We start from the raw sequence: 15007 nt of genomic DNA, 5'->3' as shown, positions 1-15007 counted from the left end.
CAATCAAAAAACAGGGGAACAGACCATGATGATGACCAAACTCAGCCGCAATTTTCGCCTGCTTTCCGCGGGAGCCGCTCTTTCGCTCCTGATGATGGCGGCACCCTCGGCCTTTGCCGAGACACCGAAGGATACGCTGGTCGAAGGTTTCGCCATCGACGATATCATCACGATGGATCCGGGTGAGGCTTTCGAGCTTTCGACCGCCGAAATCACCACCAACAGCTACAGCCTGCTCGTCCGTCTCGACATGGACGACACGTCCAAGGTGAAGGGCGATCTGGCCGAGAGCTGGAGCGTTTCCGATGACGGCCTTACCTATACGTTCAAGCTGAAGTCAGGCCTGAAATTCGCCTCCGGCAACCCGATCACCGCCGAAGACGTCGCCTGGTCGTTCGAGCGCGCCGTCAAGCTCGACAAGAGCCCGGCCTTCATCCTCACCCAATTCGGCCTGACCGGCGACAACGTCACGGAAAAGGCCAAGGCGGCCGATGCCGGCACCTTCGTCTTCACGGTCGACAAGGCCTATGCGCCGAGCTTCGTGCTCAACTGCCTGACGGCAACGGTCGCTTCCGTCGTCGACAAGAAGCTGGTGCTGGAGCATGTGAAGGCGGTGACGCCCGATGCCGAGCACAAATACGACAGCGACTTCGGCAATGAGTGGCTGAAGACCGGCTATGCCGGCTCCGGCGCCTATAAGATGCGCGAATGGCGCGCCAACGAAGTCGTCGTGCTGGAGCGCAACGACAATTATTATGGCGACAAGGCAAAGCTCAACCGCGTCATCTATCGCTATATGAAGGAAAGCGCTGCCCAGCGGCTGGCGCTCGAAGCCGGCGACATCGATATTGCCCGCAACCTCGAGCCGGGCGACATCGACGCCGTGTCGAAGAATGCGGATCTGGCGACAACCAGTGCGCCGAAGGGCACGATCTATTATGTCAGCCTGAACAACAAGAACGAAAATCTGAAGAAGCCGGAAGTCCAGGAAGCCTTCAAATATCTGGTCGATTACGATGCGATCGGCGCAACGCTGATCAAGGGAATCGGCGAGATCCATCAGACCTTCCTGCCGAAGGGTCAGCTCGGCGCACTCGATGAGAACCCCTACAAGCTCGATGTCGCCAAGGCCAAGGAACTGCTGGCCAAGGCCGGCGTACCCGACGGTTTCTCGATCACCATGGACGTGCGCAACAGCCAGCCGGTGACCGGTATCGCTGAATCGATGCAGCAGACGCTGGCGCAGGCCGGCGTGAAGATGGAAATCATCCCCGGCGACGGCAAGCAGACGCTGACCAAGTACCGTGCCCGTACGCACGACATGTATATCGGCCAGTGGGGTTCGGACTATTTCGACCCGAATTCCAATGCCGACACCTTTACCGGCAATCCTGACAATTCTGATGCCGGCACGGTGAAGACGCTCGCATGGCGCAACACCTGGGAAGCGCCGGAGCTCGACAAGCAAGCCAAGGCAGCACTTCTGGAACGCGACGCCGCCAAGCGCGCTGCCATATATCAGGACATCCAGAAGAAGTACCTGGCAAACAGCCCCTTCGTCTTCATCTTCCAGCAGACCGAGGTGGCCGGCTACCGCAAGAGCGTGACGGACTTCAAGCTGGGTCCGAGCTTTGACACTAATTTCGTCGGTCCGATCGCCAAGGAATAGTCCAGCAGGATTAATCGCTTGAGCACCGTCGAAACAACACAGGCGGCGCGGCCCCGAAAGGGCCGTGCTAGGGTCTTTGCAAAGGCGCTAGGGCGGTTTCTGTTTGCCGCCGTCACCACCTATCTCGGCCTTCTGGCCGTGACCTTCTTCATCGGCCGCGTCGTGCCGATCGATCCCGTGCTCGCCATCCTCGGCGACCGCGCGCCCAACCATGTCGTCGAGCGTGTACGCCAGGAAATGGGCTTCAACCTGCCGCTCTATCAGCAGTTTTTCATCTATATCAAAGGCATCCTGTCCGGCGATTTCGGCAATTCGGTGCTGACAACCAATCCTGTCATGGTCGACATCCGCCGGGTGCTGCCGGCGACAATCGAGCTCGCAACCTTCGGAACGCTCATCGGCGCCTTCGTCGGCGTACCGCTCGGCGTTCTCGCCGCAGTGCGCCGCGGCAGCATCGCCGACCAGGTGGTGCGCGTCGTCGGCCTCGTCGGCTATTCGGTGCCGATCTTCTGGCTGGCGCTGATCTCGCTCGTCATCTTCTATGCGCGGCTGCGCTGGGTGGCCTTTCCCGGCCGCATCGACATCGTCTTCGAATATACGTTCACGCCGATCACCGGCCTCTACCTGCTCGACAGCGCCTGGCAGGGGCAATGGGACGTCTTCTATGATGTCTTCCGCCACATCATCCTGCCTGCCTCGCTACTCGGCTATTTCTCGCTCGCCTATATCAGCCGCATGACGCGCAGCTTCATGCTGAACGAGCTTTCCCAGGAATATATCGTTGCCGCGCGCGCCAAGGGGCTTTCGGAAACGCGGGTGATCTGGGGCCATGCGCTGCGCAATGCCGCCGTGCCGCTCGTCACCGTGATTGCGCTCTCCTATGCCGGCCTGCTCGAAGGATCGGTGCTGACGGAGACCGTCTTTTCCTGGCCGGGCATCGGGCTCTACATCACCAATTCGCTGCAGAACGCCGACATGAACGCCGTGCTCGGCGGCACGATCGTCATCGGTACGGTCTTTATCGGCATCAACCTTCTGTCCGATCTTCTCTACCGGACGCTCGATCCGAGGACGCGAAACCGATGACGGTTCCCGCCAGCCTATCCCAACCAATGAGCCGCCGCGAATGGCTGCTTTCCGACCGGCCTCAATCGCGCCTGCAGGCCCGCCTCGGCCGCACCTACGTCACCTGGCGTCAGTTCACGGCCAACAGGCTCGCCGTTGTCGGCCTGCTGATCATCGTGGCGCTGCTTTTTATCGCTGCCTTTGCCGATGTGCTCGCCACGCATAACCCCGTCGTCGGCGATCTTCGCAATGCCCGCCTGCTGCCGCCCGGCACGGGCGAATTCTGGCTCGGTTCGGACGATCAGGGCCGCGATATCTATTCGCGGCTGATCTACGGATCGCGGTTGACGCTGCTCGTCGTCGTGCTCGTCGCCGTCATCTCGACGCCGGTCGGACTGATCGTCGGTACCGTCTCCGGTTATGCCGGAGGCTGGGTGGATGCGACGCTGATGCGCATCACCGATATCTTCCTCGCCTTTCCGAAGCTGGTGCTGGCGCTCGCATTCGTCGCAGCCCTCGGTCCTGGCATCCAGAACGCGATCATCGCCATCGCCATCACCTCCTGGCCGCCCTATGCCCGCATCGCGCGCGCCGAGACGCTGACGGTTCGGCGTTCCGACTATATTTCGGCGGTGAGGCTGATGGGCGCCTCGCCGCTTCGCATTATTGTGCGTCATGTCATGCCGCTCTGCATTTCCTCGCTGATCGTGCGGGTGACGCTTGACATGGCGGGCATCATCCTGACGGCAGCCGGTCTCGGTTTCCTCGGTCTGGGGGCGCAGCCGCCGCTGCCGGAATGGGGTGCGATGATCGCCTCGGGACGGCGCTTCATCCTCGATCAATGGTGGGTCGCAGCGATGCCCGGCATCGCCATCCTCATCGTCAGCCTCGGTTTCAATCTCCTCGGCGACGGCTTGCGCGACGCGCTCGATCCAAAGGAGAGCGGCCAATGACGACGCTTCTGACGGTCGATAACCTCAAAGTCAGCTACCCCACGCGCACCGGCGTGATCGAGGCCGTGCGCGGCGTCTCCTTCACGCTCGGCAAGGAAAGGCTCGGAATCGTCGGCGAATCCGGTTCCGGCAAGTCTCAAACCGGACGGGCAATCATGGGCCTGACGCCGAAACACGGTATCGTCACGGCCGACAGGCTTAATTTCAACGGCATCGATCTCATCAATGCGTCTGCCGGCGAAAGGCGCAGGCTGCGCGGCAAGCGCATCGCCATGATCCTGCAGGATCCGAAATATTCGCTCGATCCCGTCATGTCGATCGGACGGCAGATCTGCGAAACGCTGCGCACGCATGAGAAGGTCGGCAAGGCGGAGGCGCGCGAGCGCGCGCTCGCCATGCTGGAAGCAGTGCAGATCCGCGATCCGAAACGTGTCTTCGACCTGCATCCGCACGAGGTCTCGGGCGGCATGGGGCAGCGGGCGATGATCGCCATGATGCTGATTGCCGGGCCTGAACTGCTGATTGCCGACGAGCCGACCTCGGCGCTTGACGTGACGGTGCAACTCGACGTGCTGCGGATCATGGACAGGCTGGTGTCCGAGCGCGGCATGGGGCTGATTTTCGTCTCCCATGATCTGAGGCTGGTCTCGTCCTTCTGCGACCGCGTCATCGTCATGTATGCCGGCAAGGTCGTCGAGGAGCTGGCGGCGGCCGATCTCAAACATGCGCAGCATCCCTATACGCAGGGGCTCCTGAACTGCATGCCCGAGATCGGTGCAAACCGCCATCCGCTGCCGGTGCTCGACCGCAAGCCGGAGTGGGCGGCATGAGCGCAGCTCTCGATATCGACGATCTCAGCGTCGTCTACGACCATTTTCATGCGCTGAAGGATGTCAGTATCGCCATCGAAAGCGGCGAATCCTTTGGTCTTGTCGGCGAGTCCGGCTCGGGAAAATCGACCTTGCTGCGAGCCGTTGCCGGACTTGCACCGATCAGCGGCGGGGCGATCAACATCGATGGTGAGCCGCTGAAAGGTTCGAAGCGCAGCAAGGCCTTCTACCGGCGCGTGCAAATGGTCTTTCAGGATCCTTACGGGTCGCTACATCCGCGCCAGACGATCGATCGGCTTCTGCTCGAACCGCTTGCAATCCACGGCATCGCCGACAGCGAGAAGCGCATCGCCCGAGCGCTCGACGAGGTCGGCCTCGGCAATGGTTTCCGTTTCCGCTACCCGCACCAGCTCTCCGGCGGCCAGCGCCAGCGCGTGGCGATCGCCCGGGCGCTGATCGTGGAACCGTCGATCCTGCTGCTCGACGAGCCGACATCGGCGCTCGACGCCTCGGTGCAGGCCGAGGTGCTGAACCTGCTGGAAGAGATCCGACGCGACCGCAAGCTTACCTTTGTGATGGTGAGCCATGATCTCGGTGTCGTCACCCATATGTGTGAAAGGCTCGCCGTGATGCGCAACGGCGCCGTCGTCGAGCGGCTGAGCTCGCAGGCACTGGCAGAAGGCGCGGTTCACGAGGACTATACGAGAAATTTGATGATCGCGAGCAAGGGTTTCGTCAAAGCGTGAAAGCCAATCTTTTCAAACCTTTGAAAAGAAAAGACCGGCGGCGGTGTTAAGGATAATGTTTTCCTAAAAGACGACCATTCAACTAGACTATTGACAGCTGCCTTGCTTCTGTCATGATCTTGTTAACGTTTGTTAGCTTTCGTGATCGATGGAGGTTGATTGCATGTTCTTTCTCGGTGGGATGACCATGGGTTACCTCGATCCTCCTGTTAAAGCCGATTGCCGGGAACAGATTTCGGCATCCATTCCTGCGGAAAAGGACCGTCGGCTGATCGAGACTTCCTCCAACTCGCCCCAGACCGAGAACGCTGTCGAGCGCTCGTTGATCTGGGCGTGGCGCACGCTCTGCTAAAAGGTCTGGTTGAATTTTCTCTTTCGTTCGCCCTGGACGGAAATTTATCTCTACCTACTTGATAGACAAAATACGAATATAAGCGCGAGCCGCACAACCGGCCGAACGAGAACAACGGAGGCGACATATGGCAGATCTGGGTATTTCGCATGCTCACGTGAACCAATATGGTTCCGTACCGACCAAGAAGCCGCTCACCACGCGCCACAGGCTTCAGACGATGCTCCATGGCGCGATCTTCACCGCAGCATTCCTGTTCGTCGTAGCCATGGTTTGCGGCGTCGTCGGGTAATCCGGCGGATGACTAGCGTCGGCAGGTGCCGGCGCTGCGTCGGTTTCCGCCTTTATTGAATTCCGGAACATTAATTTGTCTCGGCTTTCCGAGACTCTTCATCATCATTCTTCTGTACTTTTTCACGCCATCCAAAGCGCGCCACGGCGAACTTGCTCATGCGTGGCGCGCAAGCCGGCCCAATTCGCCGGCAGGCGCATGATCCGGCGATTCTTCTTTCCTTTTTCTGAAATCGAAGCCGTTGATCGCCGGGACCAGGTGCCGGCACTTTCGTCATTCCGACCGCCCACACTAGCCCGCCGGACGAGTGGCGAACGCCTCTTGACTTGAATTATCCCGATAGTGTCCAAATTTCCGACATAGCTTTCGCGGAGAGGGTATCGATGGTCTCGATCCCCTCGGGCCACGTCCTGAACCAGGGCTTGGCCCGTTTGCATCGCTTGGCCCGAGTGTCGTTCACCCCGGCTTCATCGATCTTTGAAGAATAGGGCTCCGTTCATGTAGCAGTCATGATAAGCAGTGCAAAAGGCTGAGCAAAACAGCCATAACTTCGTTTGGATCCAGAACCGAACCCATGTCTATTTCTCATCTTTCTCCGAGCCTTCCGCGCGAACCCGATATGAAGCAGATCGATCACAATGGTTCGATCCGTTCGACCTATCTGTCGATCGAAGACATCAAGGCGATGGGCGATGCGGTCGCCCGCAACGGCGTCGACCAGCTGCCGGCTTTCGCCCCCTTCGATTTCTTCGCGCGCCATAAGGAAAACGAGAAGGAAATCCTGCGCGTCTACCGGACAACGGCGACCGACGTCGAGGCCGGCGAGACGATCACGCCGGCGGCAGAATGGCTGCTGGACAATCACTATATCGTCGAAGAGGCGATCCAGGAGGTGCGGCGCGACTTCCCCCGCCGCTTCTACCGCGAATTGCCGACCATGGTCGTCGGTGGCGTCGAGGTACCGCGCACCCTCGTGCTTGCCTGGCTCTATGTCGCCCATACCCACAGCACGATCTCGCAGGAAAGTTTGACGGCGCTGGTCGATGGCTTCCAGGCCAGCGAGACGCTCAGGATCGGCGAACTCTGGGCGTTGCCCTCTCTGGTGCGCTACGTGCTCGTCGAAAACCTTCGCCGCATTTCGAGCCGTGTCGAAGCCAGCCGCCGGCTGCGCCGCCGCGCCAACGAGGCAGCCGACGAATTGGTGCGCCTGACCGACCCGGCCGGGGCGGCCGCCTATCTAAAGACGCTGGAACCGCTTGCCGAGGACAATACCTTCTCGACGCAGTTCCTCTATCGCCTGCGCGACGGCTCGCAGACGTCGAGCCTGGCGATCACCTGGCTCGACGAGCGGCTGGAAGAGCTCGGCCGCAACACCGAAGAGGCGACGACGGCCGAACACAGCCGGCTCTCGTCCGGCAATGTGACGATGGGCAACATCATCCGCAGCCTTCGCGAGATCGATGATGCCGAATGGTCGGTCTGGGTCGAGCAGGTCAGCCATGTCGACAAGCTGCTCTGGGAGCATTCGGATTACGGCATCCTCGATTCCGGCTCGCGCAACAAATATCGCAAGCAGATCGAGAAGCTGGCCAAGCGCTCGCCGCTGTCGGAAATGGAAATCGCCCAGCTGGCGCTCGACATGACCGATGCCGCCAAGGCCTCCGACGAGCCGCAGCCGCATGAACCGAATGTCGGCGGCTTCCTGTCGGGCGCGCAGCGGCCGAAGCTCGAGGCGCGGGCGAACTATCGTCCGACGGTCACCCAGCATTTCGTGCGCGCCGTTCGCCGGTTCAACTGGCTGGCGATTGCCGTGCCCGTCATGCTGCTGACGGTCATCGCCATGGCAATCGTCGGCAAGTTCATGGCGAATGCCGGCATGGGGGCGGTCGAAATCGCCCTGCTGCTGATCATGTTCTCGGTGCCGGCGTCGGAGGGGGCGACAGGTCTCTTCAACACCTTGCTTTCCTTCTTCGTGACACCGGCGCGCCTCGTCGGCTACGAGTTCAAGGACGGCATTCCGGAAGATGCGCGCACGCTGCTCGTCGTGCCCTGCCTGATCTCGAACCGCGACAGCGTCGACGACCACGTGCGCAATCTCGAGGTCCATTATCTCGCCAATCCGCGCGGCGAGATCTATTTCGCGATGCTCAGCGACTGGCCGGACAGCGAGGTCGAGGAAACGCCTGCCGATCTCGAGGTTCTCGATTATGCCAGGCGCGAGATCGCCAATCTCTCCGCCCGTTATGCCTATGACGGCAAGACGCGTTTCTATCTGCTGCATCGCCGCCGCCTCTATAATCCCTCGGAAGGCGTCTGGATGGGCTGGGAGCGCAAGCGCGGCAAGCTGCACGAGCTGAACATGCTTCTGCGTGGCGACCGCGACACGACCTATCTGCCGGGTGCCAATACCGTGCCGGCCAATTTACAATATGTCATGACGCTCGATGCCGATACACGCCTGATGCGCGATGCCGTCACCAAGCTCGTCGGCAAGCTCTATCATCCGATCAACCGCCCGGTGATCAATCCGAAAACCGGCCGTGTCGAAAGTGGCTACGGCGTGCTGCAGCCGCGCGTCACCCCGTCGCTGACGACGGGCAAGGACGCGTCGGTCTTCCAGCGCGTCTTTTCGATCAACCGCGGCCTCGATCCTTACGTTTTCACCGTATCCGACGTCTATCAGGATCTCGCCGGCGAAGGCACCTTCACCGGCAAGGGCCTTTACCATGTCGATGCCTTCGAAGCGTCGCTGAAGGGCCGGATTGACGAGAACTCCGTGCTCAGCCACGATCTTCTCGAAGGCTCGATGGCGCGTTGCGCGCTCGTTACCGATCTCGAACTGGTGGAGGATTTCCCGATCCGCTACGAGGTGGAAACCTCGCGCCAGCATCGCTGGGCGCGCGGCGACTGGCAGCTTCTCCCCTACATGTTCAATCCAAAATATGGCGTCACGGCACTCGGCCGCTGGAAGATGTTCGACAATCTGCGCCGCTCGCTGACGCCGATCGCCTGGTTCTTCGCCTCCGTGCTCGGCTGGTATTTCATGGGTCCGCTCGGCGCGCTCATCTGGCAGATTCTGCTGATCTTCTGCCTCTTCGTCGCGCCGACGCTATCGCTCATCAACGGCATCATCCCGCGCACCAGCGATATCATCGCCCGCGCCCATCTCTATACGGTCTGGGCCGATATCACGGCTGCCAATGCGCAGGTTGCGCTGCGCATCGTCTTCATCGCCGATTCGGCTTGCATGATGGCGGATGCGATCGGCCGGTCGCTCTACCGCCTGTTCGTCAGCCGCAAGCTGATGCTGCAGTGGCGGACCGCCGCCAGCGTTCAGGCCGGCGGCCAGGGCACGCTGATTTCCTATTACAAGGCGATGTGGCATGCACCGGCGCTGGCGCTGCTGGCGCTCGGTTTTGCCGCTCTTCCCGGCGACAACGCCTTCCTCGTCGGCATTCCCTTCGCGCTGCTGTGGATCCTGTCGCCTGTTGTCGCCTGGTATGTCAGCCAGTCGGCGGAGACCGAGGACCGGCTCGAGGTCGCCGATTCCGTGTCGAGCGAACTGCGCAAGATCGCCCGGCGCACTTGGCGTTATTTCGAAACTTTCACGACCGCCGAGCAGAACTATCTGCCGCCTGACAATATCCAGGAAACGCCGCATGTGATCGTCGCGGCGCGCACCTCGCCGACCAATATCGGCGTCTATCTGCTTTCCGTCGTTTCCGGCCGGCATTTCGGCTGGTTCTCCTTCGAGGAGACGCTCGAGCGGCTGGAGCAGACGATCGCGACGATCGACAAAATGGAGAAATTCCGCGGTCACCTGTTCAACTGGTACCACACCGATACGCTGCAGACGCTTGGGCCCCGTTACGTCTCTGCCGTCGACAGCGGCAATCTCGCCGGCCATCTGATCGCCATTTCGTCGGCCTGCCGCAACTGGGCCGAGGCGCCGTCCGCTCATATGCAGGGCAATCTCGACGGCGTCGGCGACACGGCCGGCATTCTCCGCGAAGTGCTGGCGGACCTGCCCGATGACCGCAAGACCGTGCGCCCGCTGCGCCGCCGCCTGGAGGAGCGCATCGTTGGCTTCCAGAACGCGCTTGCCGCCGTCAAACGCGAGCACGAATTTGCCTCGATCCGCATCATCAACCTTGCGGTTCTCGCGCGCGACATCGAGAAGCTCGCCGCCAATCTCGACCATGAGGTCAAGTCGAAGCAGAGCGAAGAGGTCACCCAATGGGCGGCATCGCTGGTGAAGGTCTGCGAGGCGCATATTTCCGACAGCACCTTCGACCTTTCCAAAGTCGATGCGCTGAGGCCGCGCCTGGTGGCGTTGCGCGACAAGGCGCGCGATCTCGCCTTCTCGATGGATTTCGGCTTCCTGTTCCGGCCGGAGCGGCGTCTGCTGTCGATCGGCTATCGCGTCGAAAGCGGTGAACTCGATCAGGCCTGCTATGACCTTCTCGCCTCGGAATGCCGCCTGACCAGCCTCTTCGGCATCGCCAAGGGCGACCTGCCGACGGAACACTGGTACCGCCTCGGCCGCCAGGTCGTGCCCGTCGGCTCGCGCGGTGCGCTGGTGTCCTGGTCCGGCTCGATGTTCGAATATCTGATGCCGCCGCTCGTCATGCAGGAGCGCGGCGGGGGTATTCTCAACCAGACCAACAATCTGGTCGTCGTCGAGCAGATGAATTACGCCCGCAAGCTCGGTATTCCCTGGGGCATTTCGGAAGCCGCCTTCAATGCCCGCGACCATAACCTCAATTATCAGTACACGAATTTCGGCGTGCCGACGCTCGGCCTGAAGCGCGGTCTCGGCCACAATGCCGTTATCGCGCCCTATGCCTCGCTGCTTGCCAGCCAATACGATCCGCCGGCTGCGCTGGAAAACCTGCAGAGGCTGCGCAAGCTCGGCGCACTCGGCAAGTTCGGCTTCCACGACGCCGTCGACTTCACGCCGACGCGCGTGCCGGAAGGCAAGAAATGCGCGGTGGTCTACAATTATTATGCCCACCATCACGGCATGTCGATCGCGGCGGTTGCCAATGTCGCCTTCAACGGTCATCTGCGCGAACTCTTCCACGCCGATCCTGTCATCGAGGCGGCGGAACTGCTGCTGCAGGAAAAGGCGCCGCGCGACATTCCCGTCATGAGCGGCAAGCACGAATCCGATACGCCCGCCAGCATCCAGGACGATCTCCTGCGGCCGGAACTCAGGAAGATCAGCGATCCGGCTTCGCGCGACCGCGAACTCGTCTTCCTGTCGAACGGCCATTATTCGGTGATGCTGACGGCGACGGGCGCCGGTTATTCCCGCTGGAACAATCTTTCCGTTTCCCGTTGGAAGCCTGATCCGACTGAAGACCGCTGGGGCAGTTTCATCTTCCTGCGTGATACCGCCACCAACGAATGGTGGTCGGCGACATCAGAGCCGAAGGGCGTCGAAGGCGAAAAGACCATGGTCGAATTCGCCGACGAGAAGGCGCAGTTCACCAAGATTGTCGGCGACCTCACAAGCGAGGTGGAGTGCATCGTCGCCACCGAGCATGATGCCGAGGCCCGTCGTGTTACGCTGCTCAACATGGGCACGGAAGACCGTTTCATCGAGGTCACCTCCTATCTCGAGCCGGTGATCACCTCCGACGATACCGACAATGCGCATCCGGCATTTGCCCGCATGTTCGTCAAGACAGAGATCGGCAAGCGCGGCGACGTCATCCGTGCCGAACGCAACAAGCGCGATCCGAACGAGCCGAACATCAGCATCGCACATCTGATCGTCGACAATGCCGGCGACACCCGCCATACCGAATTCGAGACCGACCGGCGCAAGTTCATCGGCCGTGGCCGCAGTCTTGCCGATGCGGCCGCCTTCGACCCGGGCGCTACGCTTTCCGGCAGCGACGGCTTCATGCTCGATGCCGTGATGTCGCTGCGTCGCACCGTCCGCGTACCGGCCGGCAAGAAAGTCAGCGTGATCTTCTGGACGATTGCGGCGCCAAGCCGCGAGGAAGTCGACAAGGCGGTCAATCGCTACCGTCATCCCGACGCCTTCACCCACGAGCTCGTCCAGGCCTGGACACGCACGCAGGTGCAGATGCGCCATGTCGGCGTCACCTCCCAGCAGGCGGCGGCCTTCCAGCATCTTGGACGCTATCTCGTCTATCCTGATATGCAACTGCGCAAGGACGAGGCGACCGTCGAGGCCGGCCTGCAGTCGCAATCGGCGCTCTGGCCGCTGGCAATCTCCGGCGACTTCCCGATCTTCACGCTGCGCATTAACGACGACATGGATCTCGACATCGCCCGCGAGGCGCTGCTGGCGCAGGAATATCTGCGCTCGCGGGGCGTCACCGCCGATCTCGTCATCATGAACGAACGCGCTTCGTCCTATGCGCAGGACATGCAGCATGCGCTCGACGCCATGTGCGAAAACGTGCGCCGCATGGGCCAGGCCGACGGATTACGCCAGCATATCTTTGCGGTTCGCAAGGACCTGATGGAGGAAAGCACCTACCATGCGCTGATCGCGGCTTCCCGCGTCACGCTGCATACCAAGAACGGCAAGGTGGTCGACCAGATCAACCGCGCCGTGGCGCTGTTTGCACCCTCGAAGGAGGAACTGCAGGAGATGGAACGGGCCGAGCGCGCCAAAGCCCCCGTCAAGCGTATTGCGCCGGTGCCGCCACCTGTCGTGCCCGCCGTCGTCATCGAGGAGGAAGGCGATCTCGACTTCTGGAACGGCATCGGCGGCTTTGCCCGCGACGGACGCGAATATGTCGTTCGGCTGCCTGGAGGTCATGCGACGCCGCAGCCCTGGATCAATGTCATTTCCAACGACAGCTTCGGCTTCCACGTGTCGGCCGAGGGCTCGGGCTTCACCTGGAGCGTCAATTCGCGCGACTATCAGCTGACCTCCTGGTCGAACGATGCAGTGGTCAACCGTTCGGGCGAGGCGTTCTATCTCACCGATCTCGACAGCGGTGCTGTCATGACGCCGTTCGCAGCGCTTTCCCGCCGGCCGGACATCCGCTTCGAAGCCCGCCACGGGCTCGGTTATTCCGTCTTCTCCAGCGTTCAGCACGATATCGCGCTCGAGCTGACGCAGACGATCGACCGCGAAAAGCCGGTGAAACTGCAACGCCTGCGCCTGCGCAACACCGGTTCGACCAGCCGCAAGCTGCGTCTCTACGGCTATGTCGAATGGATCCTCGGCAGCAATCCGGGACGCACGGTGCCTTTCATCCTGTCGAGCCATGATGAGGAGACGGGGGCGCTATTTGCCACCAATCCCTACAGCATCGATTTTTCCAACCGTACTGCCTTCTTCGCGGCGAGCGAGACGCTTTCGAGTTTCTCGGCAAGCCGGCGCGAATTCATCGGCAAGGCGGGGACGATCCAGGCACCGCAGGCCGTCATTTCCGCCGCCGCCCTTTCCGGCGCGACCGAACTCGACGGTGATCCGGCCGCGGCGCTTGCTATCGACATCGAGCTCGGCGCCGGCGAGGAGCGCGACTTCACCTTCTTCCTCGGCGATACCCCGACGGAAGAAGAAGCGCGGACTGTTATCGCCGATATCCGCAAGGCTTCGTTCGACGAGACCGTCGAGGCAAACCGCGCCTTCTGGCGGGATTTCACCGGCAGGCTGCAGATATCGACTCCGGATCGCGGGATGAACAATCTCGTCAACACCTGGCTGCCGTATCAGAGCCTCGGCTGCCGCATCATGGCCCGCACCGCCTTCTACCAGGCAAGCGGCGCCTTCGGCTTCCGCGACCAGCTGCAGGACACGCTGGCCTTCGTGCTGCACGAACCCTCGCTTGCCCGCCGGCAGATCCTGAATGCCGCTTCGCGGCAATTCCGTGAAGGCGACGTACAGCATTGGTGGTTGCCGGGAACGGGTGCGGGCGTGCGCACGCTGATCTCCGACGACGTCGTCTGGCTCGCTTACGCGATCCATCACTATTGCAGCGTCACCGGCGACAAAAACGTCCTCGATGAGGAGATCGCCTTCCTGGAAGGGCCAGCACTGCTCGAAGGCCAGCACGACTCGTTCTACAAGCCGGAAATTTCCGAGGACAAGGCGAGCGTCTACGAACACGCGGCGCTGGCGCTCGATCTTGCCATCGCTCGCAAGGGGGCAAACGGCCTGCCGCTGTTCCTCGGCGGCGACTGGAACGACGGGATGAACCGCGTCGGCATCGGCGGGCGCGGCACCAGCGTCTGGCTCGGCTGGTTTCTGGCGGGCGCATTGCGCTCCTTCATTCCCTATGCCGAAGAGCGTGGCGACACGGCCCGCACGGAGCGCTGGGCGGCGCATCTTACCGAGCTCAAGAAGGCGCTCGAAACTGCGGCTTGGGACGGCGGCTACTATCGCCGCGGGACGTTCGACGACGGTGCACTGCTCGGCTCCAGGGAAAGCCCGGAATGCAGGATCGATTCGATCGCGCAGTCCTGGAGCGTGCTGTCGGGCGAGGGCGATCCGGACCGCGCCGTCACGGCGATGGAGGCTGTGCTCGACCAACTGGTCGACGAGGATGCCCGCATCATCCGGCTGTTCACGCCGCCTTTCGTCAATTCCGCCAGGGATCCCGGCTATATCAAGGCCTATCCGCCGGGTGTGCGCGAAAATGGCGGGCAATATACCCATGCCGCGACCTGGGTGGTGATGGCGCTGGCGGAGCTGAAGCGGGGCGACGATGCCTTCCGCTGCTTCCAGATCCTCAATCCGATCACCCATGCGCTCGACAAGGCTTCAGCGGAGCAATACCGCGTCGAACCCTATGTCGTGGGGGCCGACGTCTACGGAAACGAGCCTTATACGTCACGCGGCGGCTGGACCTGGTATACCGGGTCAGCCGGCTGGCTCTACCGCGCCGCCGTCGAGGGCATCCTCGGTATCCGGCTGAAGGATGGTCGGCTCTATGTGCGCCCGTCGCTCCCGTCGGAATGGGACGGTTTTGCGGCAGAGGTGGAGCAAGGCGGCGGGAAATACCGCATTTCGGTCTCAAAAGCGTCCAATGACAGCGGCTACACTCTGGCAATCAACGGCTGCGAAGTCACCGATCCCGAAGAGGGATATCCGCTCGGATAACAGCGT

General features: G+C 61.7%; 8 protein-coding genes. All 8 read left to right on the top strand.

Going from position 1 to position 15007, the window contains the following annotated elements; translation table 11 throughout:
* The first annotated feature begins 25 nt into the window (after positions 1-25).
* The 8 genes from AC244Q_RS21715 (at position 26) to AC244Q_RS21680 (ending at position 15001) form a co-directional block, all read left to right on the top strand.
* A complete protein-coding gene (locus AC244Q_RS21715; protein ID WP_128407311.1) occupies positions 26-1669 on the top strand; it encodes an ABC transporter substrate-binding protein in 1644 nt (547 codons plus the stop codon).
* 18 nt (positions 1670-1687) lie between these two features.
* Entirely contained in the window at positions 1688-2755 is a 1068-nt protein-coding gene (locus AC244Q_RS21710) for an ABC transporter permease (protein ID WP_128407310.1), read from the top strand.
* A complete protein-coding gene (locus tag AC244Q_RS21705) occupies positions 2752-3687 on the top strand; it encodes an ABC transporter permease (RefSeq protein WP_128407309.1) in 936 nt (311 codons plus the stop codon). Before AC244Q_RS21710 ends, AC244Q_RS21705 begins: the two co-directional genes overlap by 4 nt.
* The gene (locus AC244Q_RS21700) at positions 3684-4517 is read left to right on the top strand and encodes an ABC transporter ATP-binding protein (RefSeq protein ID WP_012759462.1); all 834 of its coding nucleotides are present in this window, start codon (positions 3684-3686) and stop codon (positions 4515-4517) included. The genes AC244Q_RS21705 and AC244Q_RS21700 overlap by 4 nt, the downstream gene beginning before the upstream one ends.
* Positions 4514-5263 carry an ABC transporter ATP-binding protein gene (locus AC244Q_RS21695; RefSeq protein WP_012759461.1) on the top strand — a complete coding sequence of 250 codons (750 nt, stop codon included), beginning with the start codon at positions 4514-4516 and terminating at the stop codon, positions 5261-5263. Before AC244Q_RS21700 ends, AC244Q_RS21695 begins: the two co-directional genes overlap by 4 nt.
* Positions 5264-5426: 163 nt before the next feature.
* Entirely contained in the window at positions 5427-5615 is a 189-nt protein-coding gene (locus AC244Q_RS21690) for a hypothetical protein (protein WP_128407308.1), read from the top strand.
* 127 nt (positions 5616-5742) lie between these two features.
* Positions 5743-5907, top strand: a complete 165-nt coding sequence (locus AC244Q_RS21685; RefSeq protein WP_003543858.1) for a hypothetical protein — start codon at positions 5743-5745, stop codon at positions 5905-5907.
* Positions 5908-6481: 574 nt separating this feature from the next.
* A complete protein-coding gene (locus AC244Q_RS21680; protein WP_128407307.1) occupies positions 6482-15001 on the top strand; it encodes a glycoside hydrolase family 94 protein in 8520 nt (2839 codons plus the stop codon).
* The last annotated feature ends 6 nt before the right edge of the window (positions 15002-15007 follow it).

Source organism: Rhizobium sp. CB2179 (genome assembly GCF_057653455.1).
Note: the sequence above shows the minus strand (reverse complement) of the source record. Positions and strands in the feature narration are given on the sequence as shown.